The following is a 24,530-nucleotide window of genomic DNA, read 5'->3' on the forward strand; positions in this document are numbered from 1 at the left end:
TGAATAGCGAAATTGACCTAAGTTAGGTTTAGCTCAATAAAGTTGAGATTTACCCCTTGAGAGTAAGGGGTAACACTCAGATTTTGTTGCAGTTGAGATCAGTTCTTATGACGGCGGTTTTGCGCAAACAACTCTTCCACCTCGTGTTTAGGTTGAGGACGGTAAAAATGGAAGCCCTGAATCGAGTTACATTGCAGGTTCGAGAGCAGTGTCGCTTGCTGGTGGGTTTCCACACCTTCGGCAACAACCGTCAAATCTAATGATTTACCAAGGTTGATGATGTTCTCAATCACCGTCACCTGTTTCGGTAGTGTATCGATGTCGTTGATAAATGCGCGGTCGATTTTTAGCTCATCGATAGGGAAGCGAGCTAAGTAGGAAAGGGAAGAGTAACCCGTTCCGAAGTCGTCGATAGACAGAGCAAAACCAAGCTTTTTGATCGCGTTAAGCATTTGCAGTGTGTGTTCGCTGTCGCTCATTACTGCACTTTCGGTGAGCTCGAAGGTAATACAACTTGGGTCAAGTTCGGTAGTGCGCAGCAGCTTTTCCATGTAGTCGATCAGTTGTGGGTTACCAAATTGCTCTGGAGAGAGGTTGATCGCCACGCGTCCCGGTAAGATGCCTTGCAGTTTCCAGCGCTTTACGGTGTTAAACACATCGCGCATTACCACACGACCAAGGTGTTCAATCAAGCCTGCACGTTCAGCTACGGGGATAAATGCGCCCGGGCTGATATAACCTTCGACTGGATGTTTCCAACGTACTAGTGCTTCTGCACCGTTAATGCTGAAGTCACGGGCGTTAACTTTTGGTTGGTACCATACTTCTAAGCCGTTTTGCTGCAATGCTTTTTGTAGCTCGATCTCCAACCACAAACGCATTCGTGCTTCTTTGTTCATCTGATCGTTAAATTTAATCAGACGGTTACGACCTCGGTCTTTCGCTTCGTACATCGCGGTATCAGCATTTTGTAGCAGAATGCGCGCGTCTTGCCCGTCTTCTGGGTAACGCACACTGCCAATTGAACATGCTAGGCGTTTACTGAAATGATGCAGATCGAAAGGTTGGTTAATCAGAGAAATAATGCGCTCAGATAAAATCTCCGCCATGCGAGTGTTTTCTGGCTCAGGCAGGATGATGCCAAATTCGTCACCGCCTAAGTGACCAATGATAGCTTGATTAGGTAAAGAGCGTTTTAGGCGGGCGGAGACTTCTTGAATTACTTTGTCACCGATGTGGTGGCCAAGTGAGTCATTGATATTCTTAAAGTTATCGATGTCGAGGTAGAAAACCAGTAACGGTGTCTGGCTCTTAATAAGTTGCTCTAATCGTTTAGTAAAGCCAAAGCGATTGTACAGCTTGGTCAGTGAATCAATGTGTGCGTCTTCATTGGTGGCAGAAGAGAGTAGTTTTGGCGCATCATCAGCGTCTTGGATCAATATGATTTGGGACTCGCTACCAAGAATTGCCGTAGTATCCGCATGCAATTGGACTTTACGTTCAAATCCACAACGTGCGCTGGTTAAACAAACAAAGGGCTTTTCTGATAACAGCGTGCTGATGCGATGGGTGAAAACCTTTTTGCTGTTTTCATCAATGAACAAGCGAGTAAGCTCTTCACCCAGTAATTCGTGGGGAGAGTTTAACCCCAGTAAGCGAGCTGAAGCAGGGTTTGCAGAGATGATAATGTCATCTTCAACAAGCAATAAACCGTCAGGTAAGAGCTGGGTGAGCTTGGCAAACTTGCTTTCAGATTCTTCTAAAGAGCGAACCAGAATTTGTTTTTCTGATGTATCGACGGCATGAAAAACCACAAAACGGATTTCGTTTTCTTCGTGAATCGGAGAAAGACTGAAGTGCAAACTGGTTTCGAGATCGGTTTCGTCGAGTGTGATTTCTGCTTCGACATGCTCGCCTTTGAAGGCACGCTGATAGTAGGGCGCGAGCTTTTTGTAGAACTGCTCTCCCAATACCTGACTGTCGTTAAGGCCGATGATTTCATCATGACCTAAGCCTGCAATGTCACAATAGCGATCACTTACCATTCGATAATTGTGTTTCTTATCAAGAATGGCAAAAAAGAAAGGGCTATTTGAGGTTAGCGTTGCAAACCAATGTTGTAATTGCTGGGAAGGCATTAAGGTGTTACCGATCTCCAATGAGCCTGATTATTCGTCCGTGTAATAAAAACGCTATTTTGATAACTATAACTTTGAACATACCGTTATTAAAGCGTTTATCCACGACTTAGCGTCAATAATACACGTAAGGTCAAAAAAACGACGCTAAGGTTGGTAAAACTGCCTACTTCTAAAACAAACAGTTTTATTGATACATAACAGGTACTGGTATTACTCTATTGCGTAATATAAACGACCTTATGACAAAGTAACGGATAATTAGCGTGTTAAACAAGATTCGCAGTCAACTAGTAAAGAACGCAGCATCAATTTTGCGATCTCCAGTCCAGTTATTGCCACAAACTGTTCAGAAAAAAGCCTTGTTAGAAGGCCTAAAAATGGTGTTCAAAGAAGCCCTAGAAGATGGCGATTTTGAGTTCCTTGAAGACAAGTGGCTAAAAGTTGCGATTAAAGACTTGAACTTAGCATGGTATATCAGCTACCAAGATGAAAAGTTAGTGGTAGCAGAGAAACCGGTTCAGGAAGATGTGAGTTTTAGTGGTAACCTTAACGACCTAGTACTTATTGCTGGTCGTAAAGAAGACCCTGACACGCTGTTCTTCCAACGTCGCCTTTCTATTGAAGGTGACACCGAGCTTGGCTTGGAAGTGAAAAACCTGATGGACAGTGTCGACTTAGAGCAGTTACCAAAAGCAATGCAGGTTGCACTGAACCAACTGGCTGACTTTGTTCAAAAAGGCGTTCAAGCACCAGCACAAGAAACCGGAGTAGCGAATGCTTATTCGAACTGAAGCCCCTGCGGACATTCTGACCATTGACCGCCTATTGAAACATGCTTTCCCCACTGAGGCGGAAGCCAATCTAGTGATGCGCCTACGTGAAAACGGCAAGCTCACTTTGTCGTTGGTAGCATGTACAGATGAAGGTGAAGTCATTGGTCACGCATTGTTTAGTCCTGTGACGCTAAACGGTGAAGATTTGTCTTGGCAAGGGCTTGCACCACTGGCGGTACATGAAGACTACCGTCGTCAAGGTATTGCAGCTGAAATGATTAAAGAAGGTTTCGATTCTTTACGTGATTTTGGTTACCCAGTCTGTGTGGTATTAGGTGAGCCTGAATACTACGCTCGTCAAGGTTTTGAAGCTGGTGAAGAGATGGGTTTTGACTGTGCATGGGAAGTTCCACAAGGTGCATTCCGTGTCGCTGAATTAGTAGAAGGCCAGTGTGATGGTCGTTCAGGTCGTATTGATTACTCACCAGAGTTTTCTGAGTTGTAGTTTGCCGTCTATCTACTCGACTTAGAGAAACAAAGCCCGCATTAAAAAGCGGGCTTTGTTGTCGATGCGCAAAGAGAAAACGTGGATTAATCTTGCTCTTGGATACGTTTTTTGCCCCAAACCTCGATTTTGGCTTTTTTGCTCATACCTGCGGCATTCAGAGTCATGTTACCCCAGCTTTTGTATTCCATATCCAGACGCTTAAATTTAGCATCTTCAGAGCCTGGTAGAGTCCATGCGCGCGTCGACATGCCCTTAGTTAAAGTGCCGACCATGGTCTTGAGTTTTTTTTCACTGCCATCAGTCATGGTCACTTTCATGTTCTTGATGCTCATGGTGCCTTGAGTACACTTGATTTTAATCTTGCTGAATTTACGATTTTTGAAAAGACCATTTGGCTCAACCGTATCAGTTTCCGTTTGGAAGTTTACGGTTTTTTCAGCGATCAGCTCCCAACCATCGTTGCTATCCTTAGCAAAAGTAGTAAAGCTGGTGGTCGCGATGAGCAATGTGATTGCGAATGATTGGAAAAGCTTCATAACACCTCTGACTTTAAATGCGAAATTTTGGTAGGATTGCCTCGTTCAAATAGGTGACAAAAGATGTCAATTAACGAGAAACAATATTTACATGAAATGGGGATCAGCACATGGGAGCTGACTCACCCAGAAAGATTGGAAGGCTATCAGTCGCCATTATTGGATTTGCAAAGTTCTTGTAAACTCCTATTGGTATCGCCAATGTGTCCTGAAAACGAGACAGCTTTGATGTTTGAGCGTGTATTGAAGAGCATTAAACTCTCGCTCGACGATGCGCTGTATTTAGAACCGAGCCGAGTATCTTCTTTAGGCGAGCACGAGTTGGAGTGGGTATGGTTTGCTGGGTGTGAAGTAGATGCAAGCGTTAATGCAAAACAACTGACTTCCCCACAACTGAAAGATATTGATGGCAACAACGAACAACGTCGCGCCTTGTGGCAGCAGATCTGTTCGTATTCGTAACGGAGCAAAAGCGTGACGATTCAAATTACGCCGATGGAAGCTAAACACTCAGATCAAGTTTGGCAAATTGAGCAGCAAGCACATTCTCACCCTTGGGCTGAATCACTGGTTCGAGATTTATCGAGTCGAGGTGCTTGTCATCATGTGATGACGGAAGATCATCAAGTATTGGGTTACTTTTATGCGCAGAATATTGTGGGTGAAGTGACCTTACTCAATATCGCGATAGCACCGCACCAACAAGGAAAAGGCTTAGGTCAGAAGCTTTTGGATGCTTTCCTTGAATACTGTGAACAAGCAAAAGCAGAGAGCGCTTGGTTGGAAGTGCGTGAAAGTAACCATCCAGCTATTCATATTTATGAACAAGCGGGCTTTAATGAAGTGGATCGTCGTTACAACTATTACCCAGCTAAAACGGGCAATGGCAAAGAAGATGCCATCATTATGAGTTACTTATTTTTGATTTAGTTTTTAGTCATTACGAATTACCTCATCAACACTTATGCTATAAATGCGTATCTGACTTCGAGGCTATTGAATATGTAATAATAATTTTTTGAATTTTTTACATCTCTTTGTGTGGAGCTAGTTTTCCATTGTTGGCGCTAGGGAATGTGAGCCCTAGGGAAAGGGGGATGAGCCGAGTAAATTGAGTTCATGTCTTTCCAGTTTGCTAGCATAGCGATAATAAGCGAGAATACCGCACAATATCGAATAGTAGATATGCTTGCCCATTTTGTGAGCATAAAAGTAATTTAGAAGATTAACTAATGTCAAATCCCCTTTTTTTAGGCGAAGTTTCTAAGCGTAGAACGTTCGCTATTATTTCTCACCCGGATGCGGGTAAAACCACCATTACTGAAAAAGTACTGTTATTCGGAAACGCAATCCAAAAAGCAGGTACGGTTAAAGGTCGTGGTAACGCACAACACGCAAAATCAGACTGGATGGAAATGGAAAAGGAACGTGGTATCTCGGTAACCACGTCTGTCATGCAGTTTCCTTTCAACGATTGTCTGGTTAACCTACTTGATACTCCTGGACACGAAGACTTCTCGGAAGATACATACCGTACACTTACGGCGGTGGACTCGTGTTTGATGGTTATCGACGCAGCGAAAGGTGTCGAGGATCGTACTCGTAAGCTGATGGAAGTTACTCGTTTGCGCGACACACCAATCGTAACTTTTATGAACAAACTTGACCGTGACGTTCGTGACCCAATGGAAGTATTGGACGAGGTTGAAAACGAACTTGGCATGATGTGTGCGCCAATTACCTGGCCAATCGGCTGTGGTAAAGAGTTTAAAGGCGTTTACCACATTCACCGTGACGAAACGATTCTGTACGAATCTGGCCACGGTCATGAGATCCAAGAAGTTCGTATCATCAAAGGCCTAGATAACCCTGAGCTTGACGAGAAAGTGGGTGAAAGCTTGGCAGCAAGCGTTCGTGAAGAGCTTGAACTTGTAATGGGCGCTTGCCCTGAGTTTGACCAAGAAGCGTTCCTAACGGGTGAGTTAACGCCAGTTTACTTCGGTACAGCACTAGGTAACTTCGGTGTAGATCATATGCTAGAAGGTCTGACTGAGTGGGCTCCAGCACCGAAGACTCGTCAAGCGGTTGAACGTGACGTTGAAGCGACAGAAGACAAGTTCTCAGGTTTTGTATTCAAAATTCAAGCAAACATGGATCCAAAACACCGCGACCGTATCGCATTTATGCGTATCGTTTCGGGTACTTACACACAAGGCATGAAGATGAACCACGTTCGTCTAGGCAAGCAAGTGAGTATCTCGGATGCGGTTACCTTCATGGCGGGTGACCGCTCTCGTGCAGAACACGCTTACGCGGGTGACATCATTGGTCTTCATAACCACGGTACGATTCAAATTGGTGATACGTTCACTCAAGGTGAAGCGTTGAAGTTCTCAGGTATCCCAAACTTTGCACCGGAACTGTTCCGTCGTATTCGTTTAAAAGATCCATTGAAGCAGAAGCAGCTACTAAAAGGTCTGGTTCAGCTTTCTGAAGAAGGTGCGGTACAGGTATTCCGTCCACTACAAAACAACGATTTGATCGTTGGTGCGGTTGGTGTACTTCAGTTTGACGTGGTTGTGGCTCGCTTGAAGTCAGAATACAACGTTGAAGCAATCTACGAAGGCGTTAACGTGGCAACGGCGCGTTGGGTTGAGTGTGGTGATGCGAAGAAACTGGATGAGTTCCAACGTAAGAACCAAACTAACCTAGCGTTGGATGGTGGCGACAACCTAACGTATATCGCACCAACCATGGTTAACTTAAACCTAGCGCGTGAACGTTTCCCTGATATCGATTTCCGTGCGACTCGTGAGCACTAATCGAATCTAACTCGCTTTATATTGCGTACTAGATCATAAGCCGCCGTTAGCTATACACTTAGCTAACGGCGGCTTTTTATTTGGCGCAACGCGAATTCTATTAGCTAAAAAGGGAGTGTGATGAACTGGTTTAAGAAAGGGCTCAAACGCTATGACGATTGGTGCAAAGAGATGGGGCTGACGCCTGCTCAAAAGCGCAGTTGTGTGCCGTATAAACAAGACCCAGTTCATGAAGACGAGCCTGCTAAAAAAGCAGAGCAAGGGAAAGCAAATAATGAAACTGTTTGATACCCACTGCCATTTTGACTTTGACGTCTTTCAACAGGATTTTACTCACCAAGTCGACCTCGCTCGTGAGCAAGGGGTAGAGCGTATCTTGATTCCGTCTATCGGGCCGAGTAACTGGGCTCGTATTCAAGAGCTGGCCAATCAATACTCTCACCTTTATTACGCGCTGGGTTTTCATCCCTATTTTCTACAACAAGAGTTTGAGCAGTTTGTTCCTGAGCTCGAATCTCTGCTTTCCTCACGCAACCGACAATGCGTTGCGATAGGGGAGTGTGGTTTAGACTTTGCTATCAAGGTTCCCGCCGAGCTTCAAGAGCAGGCGCTCAAATTACAGTTCAAACTGGCAAAACGATTCGAACTACCCGTTATTTTACACAGCCGAAAAGCACACAATCGTCTCATCCAAATGGTCAAAGTCGCTAAGTTGCCGAAAGGTGGTGTGTTGCATGCTTTCTCTGGCAGTTATCAACAGGCGATGGAGTGGGTTCGATTAGGTTTTCTTATCGGAGTTGGGGGCACAATTACCTACCCAAGAGCGAACAAAACACGCGACGCGATTCAAAGGTTACCACTGCAACATCTTGTACTCGAAACCGATGCTCCAGATATGCCTATACTTGGCTATCAGGGCGAACCGAATCACCCTTCAAAACTCATTTATGTCTTAAATGAGCTGTCTGCGTTGCATATAGAAAATAAGCAATCGATTGCGTCTCAGCTATGGGAAAATAGCAATTCTGCCTTCTCTATATGTGAATAAAATCTAAAGATGGTGTTTAAAAGCGAAAACGTTTTCCTTCTTATTGTGAGATAACTCACAAACGAGAGTGAATCAATGATGAATCTTATAAGAAAGTGTGAGGGTGGCATTACTTTAATTGATTCGGGATGAGTATAATTGCCCCCGCTTTATAGCTCCATTTTGTAACACGCCAATAAATAACTTATAAGGAAGTCATAAACTATGAGCCTGTTTATGAGCCTAGTCGGTATGGTAGTGCTTCTTGCTATTGCATTTGCATTTTCTAATAACCGAAAAGCTATCAACTTTAGAACTGTGGGTGGCGCATTTGCTATCCAATTTATCCTAGGTGCATTTGTTCTTTACGTACCTTGGGGCCGTGATCTACTAAACGGTTTCTCTACTGGTGTATCTAACGTTATCAACTACGGTAACGATGGTTCATCTTTCCTATTCGGTGGTCTTGTTTCTGACAAGATGTTCGAAGTATTCGGCGGCGGCGGTTTCATCTTCGCATTCCGCGTTCTTCCTACACTGATCTTCTTCTCTGCACTGATTTCAGTTCTTTACTACATTGGCGTTATGCAGTGGGTTATCAAGATTCTTGGTGGTGCACTACAGAAAGCGCTTGGCACATCTCGTGCGGAATCAATGTCAGCAGCAGCTAACATTTTCGTAGGTCAAACAGAAGCGCCTCTAGTTGTTCGTCCGTTCGTTCCAAAAATGACTCAATCTGAGCTATTCGCGGTAATGTGTGGTGGTCTAGCGTCTGTTGCTGGTGGTGTACTAGCAGGTTACGCATCTATGGGTGTTCCACTAGAATACCTAGTAGCAGCATCATTCATGGCTGCACCAGGTGGTCTACTGTTCGCTAAGATTCTTCACCCAGAGACTGATAAGCCTCATGAAGATATCGAAGAAGCAATGGACGGTGGCGACGACAAACCAGCTAACGTAATCGACGCAGCAGCGGGCGGTGCGGCTTCTGGTCTACAACTTGCGCTAAACGTAGGTGCAATGCTAATCGCATTCGTTGGTTTGATTGCTCTAGTTAACGGTATGCTAGGTGGCATCGGTGGTTGGTTCGGTATGCCTGAACTAACACTAGAACTTATCCTAGGTTACGCGTTCTCTCCACTAGCATTCCTAATCGGTGTTCCATGGGACGAAGCAGTTGTTGCTGGTTCATTCATCGGTCAGAAACTAGTAATCAACGAATTTGTTGCATACTTGAACTTCACACCTTACCTAGGTGAAGGCGCTCAAGTTGTTGCAGCAACTGGTGAAGTAATGTCTGCTAAGACAACAGCTATCATCTCATTCGCACTATGTGGCTTCGCGAACCTTTCTTCTATCGCGATTCTACTTGGTGGTCTAGGTAGCCTTGCACCAAACCGTCGTTCAGATATCGCTCGCATGGGTATTAAAGCAGTTCTTGCTGGTACGTTGTCTAACCTAATGGCAGCGACTATTGCAGGCTTCTGCCTTAGCCTTGCAGCACTATAATTAGAATCGGTTCTTAATATATAGACGCCGTTTTAAATCATGCCCTGTAGCAAGAGATTGCTGCGGGGCATTTTTCGTTTTTCAGGCCTGAAAATTTTATCGTATGTAGGTCGATGCAATTCGCTTACGCAGTCGATGGAATAGGGGCTGGGAAATTTTGAGATACAAACCGTTTGCGCTCTATTTGGTGCTACAGTTTTGCGGTGAAACTCTATAATGTAGTAATCATGAAATGGTGGTTCTGACAACTACTTAATCACAGAGTGAATATTACATACTCGATGGGCAAATGAATTGCCCTCCAATATCAGTTCCCACAAGCGTTTTATTGTGTGATGTGATATTAAAGACACCGCAATCATAGATTGTTGTGCCATAGGCCAAACTGGTACTGTGCGGTGACAAGGATAGCAATTGGTATATGATTTTTCGCAGTATATGCCGAGTCTTCAGGGAACCAAGTCCGTTCATTAATAGACTGCTTAGCTAAAATCTCACGCTGTCTCTACTTGTTGATTATAGTTAGAGAAGTGATGTGAAGCTGAGTAGTGAATTTTTTGAATATTGATCGGAGATAGAAATGAGCGATTTAAAAGCAGCAGCGCTACGTGCACTGAAACTTATGGACCTTACTACGCTAAATGATGATGACACTGATGCAAAAGTGATCTCGCTATGTCATGACGCGAAAACTGCAGTAGGCAACACAGCTGCAATCTGTATTTACCCTCGCTTTATTCCTATTGCTAAGAAGACACTTCGTGAGCAAGGTACGCCAGAAGTTCGCATTGCGACTGTAACGAACTTCCCACACGGTAACGACGATATCGACATCGCTGTTGCTGAAACAAAAGCGGCGGTTGCTTACGGTGCAGACGAAGTAGACGTAGTTTTCCCATACCGCGCTCTAATGGCGGGTAACGAGAAAGTTGGCTTCGAACTAGTTAAGCAATGTAAAGAAGCTTGTGGTGATATCCTTCTTAAAGTGATCATCGAAACAGGTGAACTAAAAGAAGAAGCGCTAATCAAGAAAGCATCTCAAATCTGTATCGAAGCAGGTGCTGACTTCATTAAAACTTCAACTGGTAAAGTGCCAGTAAACGCAACACCAGAATACGCTCGTATGATGCTTGAAGTTATTCGTGATATGGGTGTTGCAGAATCTGTTGGTTTCAAACCAGCAGGTGGTGTGCGTACTGCTGAAGATGCAGCGGCATACCTAGCAATGGCTGATGAAATCCTTGGTGACAACTGGGTTGATGCTCGTCACTACCGTTTCGGTGCGTCTAGCCTGCTAACAAACCTACTAAATACATTAGAAGTATCGGACCAAGTCGCTGATCCAACAGCGTACTAATTCCAAAAAAAGCGTCTGAACGGTAGCACCAGCTTTGGTGCTACCAAACCTCTTCTATCCTACTTTTACCATAGCTCATTATGAGCTTGGGAGGCACTAATGTATTTACCACAAGAAATCATTCGTAAAAAACGTGACGGCGAAGTTCTAACAGCCGACGAAATCAACTTCTTTATTCAAGGCGTAGCAAACAACAGTGTATCTGAAGGCCAGATCGCCGCTTTTGCTATGACAATCTTCTTCAATGAAATGACGATGCCAGAGCGTATCGCACTAACCTGTGCAATGCGTGATTCAGGTATGGTTATCGATTGGAGCCACATGAATTTTGGTGGTCCAATTGTCGATAAGCACTCTACTGGTGGTGTGGGGGACGTGACTTCTCTAATGCTTGGTCCAATGGTGGCTGCATGCGGTGGTTTCGTACCTATGATCTCTGGTCGTGGTCTTGGCCATACGGGCGGTACGCTGGATAAGCTTGAGTCTATTCCTGGCTACAACATCACACCGACAAACGACGTATTTGGTCAAGTAACCAAAGACGCAGGTGTGGCAATTATCGGTCAAACGGGTGACCTAGCACCAGCGGATAAGCGCGTTTACGCGACTCGCGATATCACAGCGACAGTAGATAATATTTCACTGATCACGGCGTCGATTTTATCGAAGAAGCTTGCTGCAGGTCTTGAATCTCTAGTGATGGACGTAAAAGTAGGTTCTGGCGCATTCATGCCAACTTACGAAGCGTCTGAAGAGCTAGCAAAATCAATCGTAGCAGTAGCAAACGGTGCTGGTACTAAGACAACCGCTATCCTAACGGACATGAACCAAGTATTGGCGTCTTCTGCGGGTAACGCAGTGGAAGTACGCGAAGCGGTTCGTTTCCTAACAGGTGAATACCGTAACCCTCGTCTACTTGAAGTAACCATGGCTTCATGTGCTGAAATGTTAGTACTTGGCAAACTGGCTGAGAACACAGAAGACGCACGTGCGAAATTGATGGAAGCACTAGATAACGGCAAAGCGGCTGAGTGCTTCGGTAAGATGATTGCCGGTCTAGGTGGCCCAGCAGATTTCGTAGAAAACTACGATAATTACCTAGAGAAAGCGGAAATCATCAAACCAGTATACGCAACTGAAACGGGCGTTGTATCTGCGATGGATACTCGTGCAATCGGCATGGCTGTGGTTTCTATGGGCGGTGGTCGTCGTGTAGCAACAGACGAAATCGACTACGCGGTTGGTTTTGATAACTTCATTCGTTTAGGCGAAGTAGCGGACAGTGACAAGCCTTTAGCGGTGATCCATGCTCGCACAGAAGAGCAGTGGGAAGAAGCGGCAAAAGCGCTTCGCAGCGCAATTAAAGTAGGCGGAGAATATACACCAACGCCAGAGGTCTACCGCCAAATCCGTGCAGAAGATCTTTAATCGAACAAGTAATTACACAAGGCCTACTCAATCATAATTAGAAGCCGAGTGGGCCTAAGGAACGAGCAATGAAAAGAGCATTTATTTTAGTACTAGACTCATTCGGTATCGGCGAAACCGCTGATGCGAAGCAATTTGGTGACGTAGGTTCGGACACGCTTGGTCATATTGCTGACCAGTGTGAACAAGGCTTAGCAAACAACGATAAACGTGAAGGCGCGCTTCGTCTTCCAAACCTATCTAAACTGGGTTTGGCAATGGCACATAAAGAGTCAACAGGTCGTTTTGCTCCTGGTCTAGATGCAGACGCAGAGATCATCGGTGCGTACGGTCACGCAGCAGAGCTTTCTTCAGGTAAAGACACGCCGTCTGGTCACTGGGAAATCGCAGGTGTTCCTGTTCTGTTTGATTGGGGTTACTTCACTGACAAAGCGAACAGCTTCCCGAAAGAGCTGACTGACCGCATTCTTGAGCGTGCTGGTCTGGACGGTTTCCTAGGTAACTGCCACGCATCGGGAACTCAAGTTCTTGACGATCTGGGTGAAGAGCACATGAAGACTGGCAAGCCAATCTTCTATACATCAGCTGACTCTGTATTCCAAATCGCATGTCATGAAGAGACATTCGGTCTAGACCGCCTACTAGAGCTTTGCCAAATTGCACGTGAAGAGCTAGAAGATTACAACATCGGTCGTGTTATCGCGCGTCCATTCGTTGGTGCAGGTAAAGGTCAATTCGAGCGTACAGGTAACCGTCGTGACCTTTCTGTTGAGCCACCATCAGCAACGGTTCTACAGAAACTTGTTGAAGAGAAGCAAGGCAACGTGGTTTCTATCGGTAAGATTGCGGATATCTACGCAAACTGCGGTATCACGAAGAAAGTGAAAGCGACAGGTATCCCTGCCTTGTTCGAAGCAACACTAGAGCAAATCAAAGAAGCGGGTGACAATACGATCGTATTCACTAACTTCGTGGACTTCGATTCAGCTTACGGTCACCGTCGTGATGTAGCAGGTTACGCCGCGGCACTTGAGTACTTCGATGGTCGTATCAACGAAGTGCTGGATATTATGGAAGAAGACGATGTGCTTATCCTCACGGCAGATCACGGCTGTGACCCAACATGGCCAGGTACAGACCACACTCGTGAGCACATCCCAGTGATTGTTTACGGTAAGAAAGTACCAGCAGGTTCACTAGGCCTTCGTGACAGCTTTGCTGATATCGGTCAAACATTGGCAACGTACTTCGGTATTTCCCCAATGGATTACGGTAAGAACTTCCTATAATTATTTAGGTTTTGAAAACTAGGAGCATCATGCTCCTAGTTTTATGTTCGCAGCATGAAAATGTTGCTTGTCGGAAATGAGAATATTCTAGCCAAAACCGCCAACAGCAGCGCGGATCGCTAGAGACTGGTTAAGGAAAAGAAACATGGCAACTCCACATATCAACGCAGAAATGGGTGCTTTCGCAGACGTCGTTCTAATGCCGGGTGACCCACTACGTGCAAAATACATCGCAGAGACTTTCCTTGAAGATGTTGTTCAAGTGTGTGACGTTCGTAATATGTTTGGTTACACAGGCACTTACAAAGGTCGTAAGATCTCAGTAATGGGCCATGGTATGGGTATCCCATCTTGTTCAATCTACGTGACTGAGCTAATCAAAGACTTCGGCGTTAAGAAAGTGATCCGTGTAGGTAGCTGTGGCGCTGTGAACGAAGACATCAAAGTACGTGATGTTGTGATCGGTATGGGCGCATGTACAGACTCTAAAGTGAACCGCATTCGCTTCAAAGGTCATGACTTTGCCGCTATCGCTGACTACAAAATGGTTCGTGCAGCAGAAGAAGCAGCAAAAGCTCGCGGCGTAGACGTGAAAGTAGGTAACCTATTCTCTGCAGAGCTGTTCTACACGCCAGATCCAGAAATGTTCGACGTAATGGACAAGTACGGTATCGTAGGTGTGGAAATGGAAGCGGCAGGTATCTACGGCGTTGCAGCAGAGTATGGCGCGAAAGCTCTGACTATCTGTACTGTTTCTGACCACATCAAGACTGGCGAGCAAACCACATCTGAAGAGCGTCAAAATACGTTCAACGATATGATGCTGATTGCGCTTGATTCAGTACTACTAGGCGATGAAGAGTAAGACGAAGGGATAGCGTTCTTTTCGCTTTAAAGCATTACAAAAACAGCCCGCATTGTGCGGGCTGTTTTTTTATCCGAGATCGAATGAGAGCTACTTTGTCAGTAACAGGTTTTCACCTTTTTTACGGCGGATTGGTTGTCTGCGTAAAATCATAATGAACAGCATGCCGCACACAAAGCTCATCAGAACCATCATGTACATGTAGCGATCACTCTTGCGGTAATGGTGATCAGAAATTGCTGTTACACGACCTGTTTCAAAGGTCACGCGAACAAAACCAATCACAGCGCCATCAGCCGATACGGGCTCGACCAATTGTTGGCGCCCGATAGAGGCTGTCGCCAGCGGTGTATCTAATCCTAGCACTTCACGTACCGAAAGCGCCTCTTCACTGGAAGCCAAACGTACACCTTGCGCATCATAGATGGTGGCATCAAATACTAAACGGTCTTGCGCAAGTTGGTTGGTTAACTTAAGTAGACTTTCTTGATCTTTATTTATGATCATTTCACTAGCGGATAACGACGCTTGCGAAATCAAAACTTTTGTCAGTGTTTCAAGCTGCTGTGCTTGAATCTTCTCGTTGCCCTTACTGATCACGACACTGTTTTTTATGGTGATAAATAGCATCACGCATAGCAGGATCAGCGCTAGGATTCGTAGGGCATTCCTCACTGAGAACAGGGATTCACTCATGCTGTTTACTCGTCCATTCAAAACAAAACAAAGACTTGCCTTTTTAGCTTGTTGAGGTAACGTTTTAGCAAAGTCACAAGGGATTATATACATGGACGCGTCAAAAAGCTTGCCTATCAGAAGGCATACGACTCTTTTAAAACGACTACCCGAAACTCGCTTTGCCACCCAGCTTGATAAAGCCAAGGCTAACTGGATTGTGTTTGGTGAACATCTTGAGCCCCGTAACTTCGAAGACATCGATTTTTTTACTGGTTTCTACAATCCAATCTTAGACACTTGGAAAGTTGGGCAGTATGAAGTTGCATTGATGGCTGGGCAACTCACTCCAGAGCACGAAATCATTTTGAAGAACCTTAACCTTGATTATGCGTCGCTTAATGAAGTGCCGGATCTCTCTACGCCAGGGCTGGTGGTTTTCGATATGGATTCGACGGCGATTCAAATCGAGTGTATTGATGAAATCGCTAAGCTGGCAGGCGTTGGTGAAGAAGTGGCAGAAGTCACCGAACGAGCCATGCAAGGGGACTTGGATTTCGAACAAAGTTTGCGTCAGCGCGTGGGTAAACTGAAAGGTTCCGATGAAGCGATTTTGGAACAAGTACGTAGCCAACTGCCATTTATGCCTGACTTTGAAGCGCTGATTGCGACCTTTAAAGCATTAGGTTGGAAGACGGCGATTGCTTCCGGTGGCTTTACTTATTTTTCTGATTTCATCAAAGACAAAGTTGGCTTGGACTTTGCTCAATCGAACCAATTGGAAATTATCGATGGCAAGTTGACCGGTCAGGTACTTGGCGATGTTGTCTCTGCACAAACAAAAGCGGATATCTTGGTTGAACTTGCAGAAGAGTATGACATTGAACAACACAATACAGTGGCCGTAGGCGATGGAGCCAATGACTTGGTGATGATGTCTGCAGCAGGGCTAGGTATTGCTTATCATGCGAAACCAAAGGTAGAGCAACAAGCGCAGACATCAGTTCGATTTGCGGGGCTCGGTGGAGTGTTATGCATTCTGTCAGGCGCTTTGGTTAAGCAACAGAAAATCAGCTGGCAAGCAAAGCCATAAGCTCAAGGTTTAAGACCGACCAATAGAAAACACCGCCTATAGTTGGCGGTGTTTCTTTATTCGGTGAGTTCAAGCCTGACGACGACCTCTTCCGTGATGTCTTCAAACTCACTGTAACCGACGAGAGCAGTCAGTTCTTTTTCTAACTTGCTGGCTTGATGGACACCAAATTGAGTCAGGTCGCTCAAATCTTGGCGCAGCAAAGAGGTCATTGGATCAAAGATCGGCGCGGTTGAAATACGTGTGGCGTAGAACTCGCCCATCATGCGCGCTTTCTTAATAAATTGAATGCGCTCTTTCACACTGGTGAAATCTTGGTGCAGTTTAGACTCGAGGCCCGTGATCTTGCTGCCTACCTTCATCAGGCTGATATAAATGTCTTGATGTCTTGCTTGTGCGCCATCGATACGCTTGATGGGGTCGGCAATCAATGTGCTGGAGCGACCCTTAAACAGAGGTTCTAGCGAGAACAGTTGATTGTGGCCCAAGCGAGCGTACAACTCGATGTGTTTTGGAAGTGGGAAGTTCACCCCTATCACTGGTGTTTTAACCGAAGAGGTGGCACTTTTACTAATAAAGATCGGAGTACTCAAGGTACGAGAAAGTAACACGCTGTGCAGCCTTTCTAGCAGTGGGTTACTTGGTAGCACCTCTTTTTGTTGAATGAGTTTGTCTTGGTTGTGTTCAATAATGCTATTAAAGAAAGCAATCACACGCATGGTTTTGCTGTCTTCGTCTATCACCATTTGCACACTACGGCCATCAGGACTCACTCGAATAATACGATAAGGTACCTCGGATAGGGGCAGTTTCTTATCGTAGAGCTGCAACTCACGGAAATTGATGTGAACCTCTTGCCCTGAACGCAGCGCAGTAGGTTCATCTAACCTGATTCCCAAGCCACGTTTGGAAATATCCATGGTGAAACCAGCGGCTTTTAGGTTGCCAGCATCCAATACCAACGGCGTTTTGAAACGGTAGCGAGGTTCCTTGCGACGTGATTGCGCATCGAAATAGATACCTTTAGGACTGCCAATGATCTTCCTCGGCTGACGAAATGAATTTAATGTGTTCGCAGGAACACGAGGTTTCTCCGTCAGTAGGTAATCTTGACCGGATTTATCATCAGCGATCTCTTGCAAAATACCGACATGTGTCAGTCTTTGTGAGCTTTCAGCAAGCTCAGAAGAGAACGCTGCAAGGTCATTTTTCTCTTGTTCAGAGAGTTCAAAAATTGAAATACGGAACGCACGCCAACTTGAACGTTTTGCACCTAAGTGCCAAAACAGTTGGCGTTGTTCTCTAGTCGCTTCTGGACGGAGCATTGAATAGAAGTAGGTTTTATTTTCATGCTCATGGGTAAAGGAATAAAGCACATTGGTTGTTCCTTTAACTCCTGGCGTAATAAGCGATGCCATTCTTTGCTCATGGAACAACGAACCAAATACTTGCTGATTACGTTCATCGTGCCAGTACTGCCATAACTTTTGGTTATTTGGCGTTAACATGGCTAACTTAAGTTCGCTACCTTCGAAGAACAGAGGTAGATTGCTCGTGTGCTTGAGAGCAATGTGCTCGTAACCACGAGTTCGAGCGCGAATGATTTTATCTTGGTTGTCATGACGAGCTCGTTTTGCTGCACTATTTAGTGCTTCGTCAATCACACGAGCGATGATGTTGGTTTCCGTCAGGCGAATCGTTCTTAGGTAGCGAATCGAGTCATTTTCATAACAATCATCTACGGCTAGAACACGATAGGTCATTGGCTTTTCAATGCCAGCGACCTGAGACTTGCTCGCAAACTCAGTAAAAGTCACCTGAATGACTTCTCCCAGACTGTATTTAAAAGCGCTAGGGACTTTGAATTTCGCCCCCGAACAAGAAAGGTCGATGCTCAACCCATGGATCACTTGCTCTTTTGAACGAACGATTTCCACTTGGGACTGTACTTTTAAACGCTTCTCTTGACGTTTTAGGTCATACCCAAGGTGCACAGGCTCTGCAAGAAAAGGGCTTTTCGGATCGGTCAGCGATCGTTCTTCACTCTTACCATTATTTTTGCTCATCACACGGAAGTTATTGCGTGTGTTGACCAAAGCCTCCCACATGCCCTCGGTGTAACCACCGTACTTTTTCAGGTTCTTGTGGTAAGCGTTAAAGGCGACATCATCCAGCCAATGTGGAATGCCATCTAATAAGTATTCACGACATTCACCTTTCACTCGACCTCGCAAATCAATGCTCTTTTTACAAGGAGCCATGACACGGTTGAGCTCCATCTTTACTAGAATTTTGGCCGATGGTGGCTCTCCTTCAGTCAATTGACCCAGGACGAAATCAAAGTCATCAGCGCCATAAACAGGGATGAGGCGTTCTGCGAGCGAGAGAATTTCAGATTGCTGCATTATTTCTGTTAAAGTATGTCGTTATTCGAATTATATCGGCTAAGCAAAGCAAAACTTGAGTATATCAATAGTTCTGCTCATATAAGGTCTGACATGGCTGTGCTTGGTCACATTTGTTGAAAAAACCGAGTGTTGAAAAAATCGAGGCATCATGGCGAAAGCAAAACGAGCGTATGTTTGTAATGATTGTGGCGCAGACTTCCCGCGTTGGCAGGGGCAATGTAACGCATGTGGCGCGTGGAATACGATTACTGAAGTTCGTATTGCAGCCTCTCCGACGGTTGCGCGCAATGAACGCTTGAGTGGTTATGCTGGTTCAGCAACAGAATCGAAAGTTCAAACCTTATCGGAAATCGATTTACAAGAAGTCCCAAGATTCACCAGTGGTTTTAAAGAACTAGACCGTGTTCTAGGCGGTGGTGTTGTTCCTGGCGCTGCGATTTTGATTGGTGGTAGCCCTGGTGCGGGTAAGTCGACCTTATTACTGCAAACCATGTGCTTACTCTCTTCTCAAATGCCAACCTTGTATGTGACGGGTGAAGAGTCTTTGCAGCAAGTCGCGATGCGAGCCTCTCGCCTTGGGCTGCCGAAAGATCATCTAAAGATGTTGTCGGAAACGAACGTCGATAAAATTTGCCAAATCGCCGAGAAAGAGCAACCTCGCATTATGGTTATCGACTCGATTCAAGTTATGCACGTGTCTGACGTTCAGTCGTCACCGGGCAGTGTAGCGCAGGTACGTGAATCAGCAACGGCATTAACGAGATACGCAAAGCAAAACAATGTCGCCGTCTTTATTGTTGGTCACGTAACAAAAGATGGTACCCTTGCCGGCCCGAAAGTACTTGAGCACATTATTGACTGTTCAGTTCTGCTCGATGGTGGCACTGACAGCCGCTTCCGTACTTTGCGTAGCCATAAAAACCGTTTCGGTGCTGTGAACGAGCTCGGCGTATTTGCCATGACGGGGCAGGGACTGAAAGAGGTCAATAACCCTTCGGCGATTTTCCTATCCCGTGGTGAAGAGGAAACATCGGGTTCTTCCGTTATGGTGGTGTGGGAAGGTACGCGTCCTCTATTAGTAGAGATTCAAGCGCTAGTGGACTACTCACAACTGGCAAACCCGCGTCGTGTTGCGGTTGGCCTAGAACAAAACCGCCTGTCTTTATTATTAGCGGTACTGCATAAGCATGGTGGTCTTCAAATGGCAGACCAAGATGTGTTCGTGAATGTCGTCGGTGGTGTAAAAGTGACAGAAACCAGTGCTGACCTTGCGTTAGTTATGGCGCTTTTATCGAGTTTCCGCGATCGCCCGTTACCGAAAGATGTTGTCGTGTTTGGTGAGGTTGGCTTGGCGGGTGAGATTCGCCCAGTACCAAGTGGCCAAGAGCGTTTAAATGAAGCATTTAAACACGGCTTTAAGAAAGCGATAGTGCCAGCGGCGAATATGCCTAAGGGCGGAATTCCTGGTATGCAAATCCATGGTGTGAAAAAACTCTCGGAGGCCATCGAAGCATTTGATGAGTTGTAAATGCCATCTTGTGCCCCAATTTAAGGGGTAACAATAATGTTGAACCCATCCTCATTATTCTTGAATTAAGCACACAAATTGCGAAGTTTGACTATTATTTGAGGGTGGAAAATCGACGTTAAAATTTTTTTTGTTCCAATGGCACGCAAAGGTATCCGTCTTGACAGATTGTGATATACTCTGCGCGCACTTTATACCTTATTAACAGAGTAAGACAATGACTGATTTATCAAAATACAGAAACATTGGTATTTTCGCGCACGTTGATGCGGGTAAAACTACCACAACTGAGCGTATCCTGAAGCTTACTGGTAAAATCCATAAGACTGGTGAAGTACACGACGGCGAGTCTACAACTGACTTCATGGAACAAGAAGCTGAGCGTGGTATTACAATCCAGTCTGCAGCAGTAACTTGTGAGTGGAACGGTCACCGCCTGAACGTAATCGACACTCCTGGACACGTAGACTTTACAGTTGAAGTATACCGTTCACTTAAAGTTCTTGACGGTGGTATCGGTGTATTCTGTGGTTCTGGTGGTGTTGAGCCTCAGTCAGAAACAAACTGGCGTTACGCGAACGACTCAGAAGTTGCTCGTCTGATCTTCGTAAACAAACTAGACCGTATGGGTGCAGACTTCTTCAACGTTGTTGACCAAGTTAAGAACGTACTAGGTGCAAACCCACTAGTTATGACTCTACCAATCGGTCGTGAAGACGATTTCGTTGGTGTTGTAGACGTACTAAACCGTAAAGCTTACGTTTGGGATGACACAGGTCTACCAGAAAACTACGAAATCCAAGACGTTCCTGCGGACATGCTTGATGACCTAGAACAGTACCGTGAAGAGCTAGTTGAAACTGCTGTAGAGCAAGACGACGACCTAATGGAAGCTTACATGGAAGGCGAAGAGCCGACTATCGAGCAACTAAAAACTTGTATCCGTAAAGGTACTCGTGATCTAGCGTTCTTCCCAACGTTCTGTGGTTCTGCATTCAAAAACAAAGGCATGCAACTTATCCTTGACGCTGTTGTAGATTACCTACCAGCTCCAAACGAAGTTGATCCTCAGCCTCTAACAGATCCAGAAACTGGTGAAGCAACAGGTGAAGTAGCTACAGTAGACGCTGACGCGCCACTAAAAGCACTTGCGTTCAAGATCATGGACGACCGTTTTGGTGCACTAACATTTATCCGTATCTACTCTGGTCGCATGAAGAAGGGTGACACAATCCTTAACTCTGCAACTGGTAAGACTGAGCGTATCGGTCGTATGTGTGAGATGCAAGCTGACGAACGTAACGAACTTACTGAAGCTCAAGCTGGTGACATCATCGCTGTAGTAGGTATGAAGAACGTTCAAACTGGTCACACTCTATGTGATCCTAAGCACGAATGTACTCTAGAAGCTATGATCTTCCCAGAACCAGTAATCTCTATTGCTGTTTCTCCAAAAGACAAAGGTTCTACTGAGAAAATGGGTATCGCGATCGGTAAAATGGTTGCAGAAGATCCATCATTCCAAGTTGAGACTGATGAAGATTCAGGTGAAACTATCCTGAAAGGTATGGGTGAACTTCACCTAGACATCAAGGTAGACATCCTTAAGCGTACTTACGGCGTTGAGCTAGAAGTAGGTGCTCCACAGGTAGCTTACCGTGAAACTATCACTAAACCAGTTGAAGATAGCTACACGCACAAGAAACAGTCTGGTGGTTCTGGTCAGTTCGGTAAGATCGACTACCGTATCAAACCAGGTGAGCCAAACTCTGGCTTCACGTTCAAATCAACAGTTGTTGGTGGTAACGTACCTAAAGAATTCTGGCCTGCAGTTGAGAAAGGCTTTGCGTCAATGATGGATACTGGTGTTCTAGCTGGCTTCCCAACTCTAGACGTTGAAGTTGAACTATTCGACGGTGGTTTCCACGCAGTTGACTCATCAGCAATCGCTTACGAAATCGCAGCGAAAGGTGCATTCCGTCAGTCTATGCCTAAAGCAGGCGCGCAACTTCTTGAGCCAATCATGAACGTTGACGTGTTCACTCCAGAAGACAACGTTGGTGACGTAATCGGTGACCTTAACCGTCGTCGTGGTATGATCAAAGACCAACAAGCTGGTACTACAGGCGTTCGTATTAAAGCTGACGTTCCTCTATCAGAAATGTTCGGTTACATCGGTCACCTACGTACTATCACTTCTGGTCGTGGTCAGTTCTCTATGGAGTTCGCACACTACTCAGCATGTCCAGCAAACGTTGCTGAGCAAGTAATCGCAGAAGTTAAAGAGCGTGACGGTAAGAAGTAATTCTTAAGTTAACTCTTTAAAATCTCAAAGCCCCGCCTAGTGCGGGGCTTTTTACTATCTGTTCTCTCACTTTCTATCAACAGTACTTGTTGCTGGGCTCGTCATTAAATCTTAGTTTTATTGAGCCAAGGTTATGGTCTCAAAGTCTCTAACCGTGGTCTTTTCAAACTCAGCAATCTCTTCTTTTATCCACTGGCTAAACGATAGTGCTTTTGGTCGTTTCAGGTAACCAGCGGGAGCGCAAAGGTAATAAGCATATTTGGGTTGAATTCCTATATCGCCAATTCGAACCAGTTTACCTTCTTGAATATAACGATACGCCAAGCTGTGCTTAACCAAAGCGACACCTTGTAGAGACAGTGCACCTTCCAGTACTAAATGAGATCCACTGTATTTAAGGGTTGGCTTGGCTGACTTATGGCCTAGTGTCTCTAGCCACAAACACCAATCTAAATCTGGCCACAAATCCTCAATCAGTTCTGCTTTGTGTAAATCTTCAACCCGATAGATTCCGTGTTCCTTTTGATAAATGGGATGACAAGCCGGATAAAAAGCCTCATCCATCAACCACTGAGACTCTAAGTTTGGGTAATCGCCACGGCCGTAACGAACACACAGGTCAATCTGACTATCTTGAAATGATACCAGTTCATTGGTGGGCTCCATCAGTAGTGATAACTCAGGGTGCCTTTGTCGAAAAGCGGTAATACGAGGAACCAACCAATGATGGGCGAAAGATGGCAAGGTTGAAATAGAGAGGTGATTCGGGTTGGGATCTTGGTTAATCAAACGCACACCTTGTTGAAGGTGATTAAACCCTCGTTCAGCTTGAGCAAAAAGCAAATTGCCCTCTGGAGTGAGAAGTATCTTACGGTGTTGGCGCACAAATAAATCGGTACCAAGAAAAGCTTCCAATTGACGTATCTGTTGGCTAATCGCTGCTGGAGTCACAAACAAGTGTGTTGCTGCAACTTTAAAGCTGCCTTCCTTTGCTGCGATATAGAAGTAATACAGTCCCTGTAATGGTGGCATCCGCTCTTTCACATTAGTTTTCCTTAATTCAATGTCAGATTCTATCGTTTGAGCATTACAGGGTAGTCGTTGATTATTAAGTGGTCAATGTGAATCAAAAGGAGGAGATATGAACAATACAGCACAAACTTGTGGGCGATGGGCCTCGAAACCACGTCAGCGTTTAGTTCAGTATATCTTTTCCAAGTTAGTCGTATGGAGAAAGAATTACCGTACACGGCGTCATCTATCAGACCTTCCAGAGCATCTTTTGGATGATATTGGTTACAACGAAAGTGAAGTACAAAAGGAAATTCAGAAACCGTTTTGGCGAGATTGAACGCTAGCTAAAGAAAAAGCCAACGGGCAATTCACCGCTGGCTTTGTACTTGGTGGTTTCACTTTAAGGCATCGCTTTCACTTCTACCGTAATCGTGTCCTGGTATCTTCCCGCACGGGCAAAATCAATGTTGCCTAGCGTTACTTCGAGAGGTAAACCCCACCGCTTAGTATCTTCATTATTAGAGAAGGTATAAACCGACTTCTGGTTTACCTGGGTATGGTTAAACTTGAGGGTATAGGGAATCGTAAAGTCTGGTTCTGACTTTTGTTTTAACTCACCATACTTTTGTTTAATGACCAAGCGAACGTTTGAATTAGACAGAAGATCAAAATCAGACCGGTAGGTTCGGTTGGATTCAAGTTCACCTAACTGGAAGCGATAACCTGAATTGCCGGAGCGCTGAAGGTTGGGAGTATTCGGTGCAGAGTTAAATGCGACAAAGGCGGGTACCTTTAGTTTTACTTTTGCATTCTTGGTCTCTTCTTTTCTATCTAGTGAAATGGAGGCTTCTAGCAGGCCGGTATAATTCCCAGAGGCAGATGTTTTGGCCTCTGGGACTTTAATCCAAAACTTGGTTCTCTGGCTATTATCAAGTGGAAGTTGGAACCCTTTATTAGGAAAGTGGCTTAATTGACGAAAGTTTTTGTCTAAGATCGTCAGGGGCAAGTTTCCACTTATTGAGCTCAAGTAGCTAGATTGCTTATTGTTAACCGAGACCATGGCCATCGGAAAGCGGCAGCGTTGGATGTCTCTTGAGAGTTCAAGGTAGACGGGTATATAAGCGCCTAAATCGCGTTTAAATTCGACGTTACTTCTGTCGACATTGAGCGTCCATTTGCCACTGCATTCCGCCCAGACTGAATGGGAAAGTAGGGCAAAACCAAGCACTGAGAGTTTGATTAGGTGTTTCAT

At 45.2% G+C, this 24,530-nt stretch carries 22 protein-coding genes; 16 read left to right on the plus strand and 6 right to left on the minus strand.

Annotated elements, in window-relative coordinates; translation table 11 throughout:
- Positions 1 to 98 precede the first annotated feature (98 nt).
- On the minus strand, positions 99 to 2,138 hold the full coding sequence (locus C1S73_RS14165; RefSeq protein WP_038865896.1) for a sensor domain-containing protein: 2,040 nt from the start codon (positions 2,136 to 2,138) through the stop codon (positions 99 to 101).
- 266 nt (positions 2,139 to 2,404) lie between these two features.
- Here C1S73_RS14165 and ubiT point away from each other — a divergent pair, with 266 nt between their 5' ends.
- Both ubiT and C1S73_RS14175 read left to right on the plus strand, forming a co-directional pair.
- A complete protein-coding gene (gene ubiT / locus C1S73_RS14170; protein WP_005431915.1) occupies positions 2,405 to 2,932 on the plus strand; it encodes a ubiquinone anaerobic biosynthesis accessory factor UbiT in 528 nt (175 codons plus the stop codon).
- Positions 2,916 to 3,419 (plus strand): GNAT family N-acetyltransferase, encoded by a 504-nt coding sequence (locus C1S73_RS14175; RefSeq protein ID WP_038865898.1) that lies wholly within the window; start codon positions 2,916 to 2,918, stop codon positions 3,417 to 3,419. The genes ubiT and C1S73_RS14175 overlap by 17 nt, the downstream gene beginning before the upstream one ends.
- Before the next feature lie 86 nt (positions 3,420 to 3,505).
- Here C1S73_RS14175 and C1S73_RS14180 read toward each other — a convergent pair whose 3' ends face one another.
- The gene (locus C1S73_RS14180; protein ID WP_038865900.1) at positions 3,506 to 3,958 is read right to left on the minus strand and encodes a hypothetical protein; all 453 of its coding nucleotides are present in this window, start codon (positions 3,956 to 3,958) and stop codon (positions 3,506 to 3,508) included.
- A 63-nt stretch (positions 3,959 to 4,021) separates the two neighbouring features.
- Here C1S73_RS14180 and C1S73_RS14185 point away from each other — a divergent pair, with 63 nt between their 5' ends.
- The 10 genes from C1S73_RS14185 to deoD all read left to right on the plus strand — a co-directional run bounded on the left by C1S73_RS14185 (position 4,022) and on the right by deoD (position 14,255).
- Positions 4,022 to 4,420: a DNA polymerase III subunit psi gene (locus tag C1S73_RS14185; RefSeq protein ID WP_038865901.1), complete on the plus strand. Its 399-nt coding sequence runs from the start codon at positions 4,022 to 4,024 to the stop codon at positions 4,418 to 4,420.
- A gap of 12 nt (positions 4,421 to 4,432) precedes the next feature.
- A complete protein-coding gene (rimI, locus tag C1S73_RS14190) occupies positions 4,433 to 4,888 on the plus strand; it encodes a ribosomal protein S18-alanine N-acetyltransferase (RefSeq protein WP_038865902.1) in 456 nt (151 codons plus the stop codon).
- A 302-nt stretch (positions 4,889 to 5,190) separates the two neighbouring features.
- Positions 5,191 to 6,780 (plus strand): peptide chain release factor 3, encoded by a 1,590-nt coding sequence (prfC, locus tag C1S73_RS14195; protein WP_038865904.1) that lies wholly within the window; start codon positions 5,191 to 5,193, stop codon positions 6,778 to 6,780.
- 120 nt (positions 6,781 to 6,900) lie between these two features.
- On the plus strand, positions 6,901 to 7,068 hold the full coding sequence (locus C1S73_RS27780; protein ID WP_158654985.1) for a DUF5363 family protein: 168 nt from the start codon (positions 6,901 to 6,903) through the stop codon (positions 7,066 to 7,068).
- Positions 7,055 to 7,828: a TatD family hydrolase gene (locus C1S73_RS14200; RefSeq protein WP_038865905.1), complete on the plus strand. Its 774-nt coding sequence runs from the start codon at positions 7,055 to 7,057 to the stop codon at positions 7,826 to 7,828. Before C1S73_RS27780 ends, C1S73_RS14200 begins: the two co-directional genes overlap by 14 nt.
- 204 nt (positions 7,829 to 8,032) lie before the next feature.
- Positions 8,033 to 9,316, plus strand: coding sequence for a NupC/NupG family nucleoside CNT transporter (locus C1S73_RS14205; protein WP_038865906.1), 1,284 nt, complete (start codon positions 8,033 to 8,035; stop codon positions 9,314 to 9,316).
- Between the two features lie 580 nt (positions 9,317 to 9,896).
- Positions 9,897 to 10,673, plus strand: a complete 777-nt coding sequence (gene deoC, locus C1S73_RS14210; RefSeq protein ID WP_038865907.1) for a deoxyribose-phosphate aldolase — start codon at positions 9,897 to 9,899, stop codon at positions 10,671 to 10,673.
- Positions 10,674 to 10,772: 99 nt separating this feature from the next.
- Positions 10,773 to 12,101 (plus strand): thymidine phosphorylase, encoded by a 1,329-nt coding sequence (deoA, locus tag C1S73_RS14215; RefSeq protein ID WP_038865909.1) that lies wholly within the window; start codon positions 10,773 to 10,775, stop codon positions 12,099 to 12,101.
- A 68-nt stretch (positions 12,102 to 12,169) separates the two neighbouring features.
- Positions 12,170 to 13,390 carry a phosphopentomutase gene (locus tag C1S73_RS14220; protein WP_038865912.1) on the plus strand — a complete coding sequence of 407 codons (1,221 nt, stop codon included), beginning with the start codon at positions 12,170 to 12,172 and terminating at the stop codon, positions 13,388 to 13,390.
- A gap of 145 nt (positions 13,391 to 13,535) precedes the next feature.
- The gene (deoD, locus tag C1S73_RS14225; RefSeq protein ID WP_038865914.1) at positions 13,536 to 14,255 is read left to right on the plus strand and encodes a purine-nucleoside phosphorylase; all 720 of its coding nucleotides are present in this window, start codon (positions 13,536 to 13,538) and stop codon (positions 14,253 to 14,255) included.
- A 90-nt stretch (positions 14,256 to 14,345) separates the two neighbouring features.
- On the opposite strand, the gene C1S73_RS14230 is transcribed toward deoD, so the two are convergent.
- Complete coding sequence (locus tag C1S73_RS14230) at positions 14,346 to 14,951, minus strand: YtjB family periplasmic protein (protein ID WP_038866054.1); 606 nt, start codon at positions 14,949 to 14,951, stop codon at positions 14,346 to 14,348.
- Between the two features lie 91 nt (positions 14,952 to 15,042).
- On the opposite strand from C1S73_RS14230, the gene serB reads away from it, so the two are divergent.
- Positions 15,043 to 16,023 (plus strand): phosphoserine phosphatase, encoded by a 981-nt coding sequence (serB, locus tag C1S73_RS14235; RefSeq protein ID WP_038865916.1) that lies wholly within the window; start codon positions 15,043 to 15,045, stop codon positions 16,021 to 16,023.
- A 56-nt stretch (positions 16,024 to 16,079) separates the two neighbouring features.
- Here serB and C1S73_RS14240 read toward each other — a convergent pair whose 3' ends face one another.
- A complete protein-coding gene (locus tag C1S73_RS14240) occupies positions 16,080 to 18,428 on the minus strand; it encodes a PilZ domain-containing protein (protein WP_038865919.1) in 2,349 nt (782 codons plus the stop codon).
- A 151-nt stretch (positions 18,429 to 18,579) separates the two neighbouring features.
- Here C1S73_RS14240 and radA point away from each other — a divergent pair, with 151 nt between their 5' ends.
- The gene (gene radA, locus C1S73_RS14245) at positions 18,580 to 19,959 is read left to right on the plus strand and encodes a DNA repair protein RadA (protein ID WP_038865921.1); all 1,380 of its coding nucleotides are present in this window, start codon (positions 18,580 to 18,582) and stop codon (positions 19,957 to 19,959) included.
- A 217-nt stretch (positions 19,960 to 20,176) separates the two neighbouring features.
- Complete coding sequence (gene fusA / locus C1S73_RS14250; RefSeq protein WP_038865922.1) at positions 20,177 to 22,264, plus strand: elongation factor G; 2,088 nt, start codon at positions 20,177 to 20,179, stop codon at positions 22,262 to 22,264.
- Between the two features lie 117 nt (positions 22,265 to 22,381).
- Here the strand turns inward: fusA and C1S73_RS14255 are convergent, their stop codons facing one another.
- Positions 22,382 to 23,308 carry a LysR substrate-binding domain-containing protein gene (locus tag C1S73_RS14255; protein ID WP_038865924.1) on the minus strand — a complete coding sequence of 309 codons (927 nt, stop codon included), beginning with the start codon at positions 23,306 to 23,308 and terminating at the stop codon, positions 22,382 to 22,384.
- Positions 23,309 to 23,405: 97 nt separating this feature from the next.
- Between C1S73_RS14255 and C1S73_RS14260 the strand changes: the two genes are divergently transcribed.
- Positions 23,406 to 23,615, plus strand: coding sequence for a DUF1127 domain-containing protein (locus C1S73_RS14260; RefSeq protein ID WP_038865927.1), 210 nt, complete (start codon positions 23,406 to 23,408; stop codon positions 23,613 to 23,615).
- 63 nt (positions 23,616 to 23,678) lie between these two features.
- On the opposite strand, the gene C1S73_RS14265 is transcribed toward C1S73_RS14260, so the two are convergent.
- Positions 23,679 to 24,530 carry a hypothetical protein gene (locus C1S73_RS14265; RefSeq protein ID WP_038865928.1) on the minus strand — a complete coding sequence of 284 codons (852 nt, stop codon included), beginning with the start codon at positions 24,528 to 24,530 and terminating at the stop codon, positions 23,679 to 23,681.

The sequence above is a fragment of the Vibrio jasicida 090810c genome (assembly GCF_002887615.1).
Taxonomy (GTDB): Bacteria; Pseudomonadota; Gammaproteobacteria; order Enterobacterales; family Vibrionaceae; genus Vibrio; species Vibrio jasicida.

Coding starts and splice junctions, on each gene's coding strand:
- serB (WP_038865916.1), top strand. CDS start 15,043: ATGGACGCGTCAAAAAGCTTGCCTATCAGAAGGCATACGACTCTTTTA.
- deoC (WP_038865907.1), top strand. CDS start 9,897: ATGAGCGATTTAAAAGCAGCAGCGCTACGTGCACTGAAACTTATGGAC.
- C1S73_RS14260 (WP_038865927.1), top strand. CDS start 23,406: ATGAACAATACAGCACAAACTTGTGGGCGATGGGCCTCGAAACCACGT.
- prfC (WP_038865904.1), top strand. CDS start 5,191: ATGTCAAATCCCCTTTTTTTAGGCGAAGTTTCTAAGCGTAGAACGTTC.
- deoA (WP_038865909.1), top strand. CDS start 10,773: ATGTATTTACCACAAGAAATCATTCGTAAAAAACGTGACGGCGAAGTT.
- C1S73_RS14230 (WP_038866054.1), bottom strand. CDS start 14,951: ATGAGTGAATCCCTGTTCTCAGTGAGGAATGCCCTACGAATCCTAGCG.
- C1S73_RS14220 (WP_038865912.1), top strand. CDS start 12,170: ATGAAAAGAGCATTTATTTTAGTACTAGACTCATTCGGTATCGGCGAA.
- radA (WP_038865921.1), top strand. CDS start 18,580: ATGGCGAAAGCAAAACGAGCGTATGTTTGTAATGATTGTGGCGCAGAC.
- deoD (WP_038865914.1), top strand. CDS start 13,536: ATGGCAACTCCACATATCAACGCAGAAATGGGTGCTTTCGCAGACGTC.
- C1S73_RS14180 (WP_038865900.1), bottom strand. CDS start 3,958: ATGAAGCTTTTCCAATCATTCGCAATCACATTGCTCATCGCGACCACC.
- C1S73_RS27780 (WP_158654985.1), top strand. CDS start 6,901: ATGAACTGGTTTAAGAAAGGGCTCAAACGCTATGACGATTGGTGCAAA.
- C1S73_RS14240 (WP_038865919.1), bottom strand. CDS start 18,428: ATGCAGCAATCTGAAATTCTCTCGCTCGCAGAACGCCTCATCCCTGTT.
- fusA (WP_038865922.1), top strand. CDS start 20,177: ATGACTGATTTATCAAAATACAGAAACATTGGTATTTTCGCGCACGTT.
- C1S73_RS14175 (WP_038865898.1), top strand. CDS start 2,916: ATGCTTATTCGAACTGAAGCCCCTGCGGACATTCTGACCATTGACCGC.
- C1S73_RS14265 (WP_038865928.1), bottom strand. CDS start 24,530: ATGAAACACCTAATCAAACTCTCAGTGCTTGGTTTTGCCCTACTTTCC.
- C1S73_RS14185 (WP_038865901.1), top strand. CDS start 4,022: ATGTCAATTAACGAGAAACAATATTTACATGAAATGGGGATCAGCACA.
- C1S73_RS14205 (WP_038865906.1), top strand. CDS start 8,033: ATGAGCCTGTTTATGAGCCTAGTCGGTATGGTAGTGCTTCTTGCTATT.
- C1S73_RS14165 (WP_038865896.1), bottom strand. CDS start 2,138: ATGCCTTCCCAGCAATTACAACATTGGTTTGCAACGCTAACCTCAAAT.
- C1S73_RS14200 (WP_038865905.1), top strand. CDS start 7,055: ATGAAACTGTTTGATACCCACTGCCATTTTGACTTTGACGTCTTTCAA.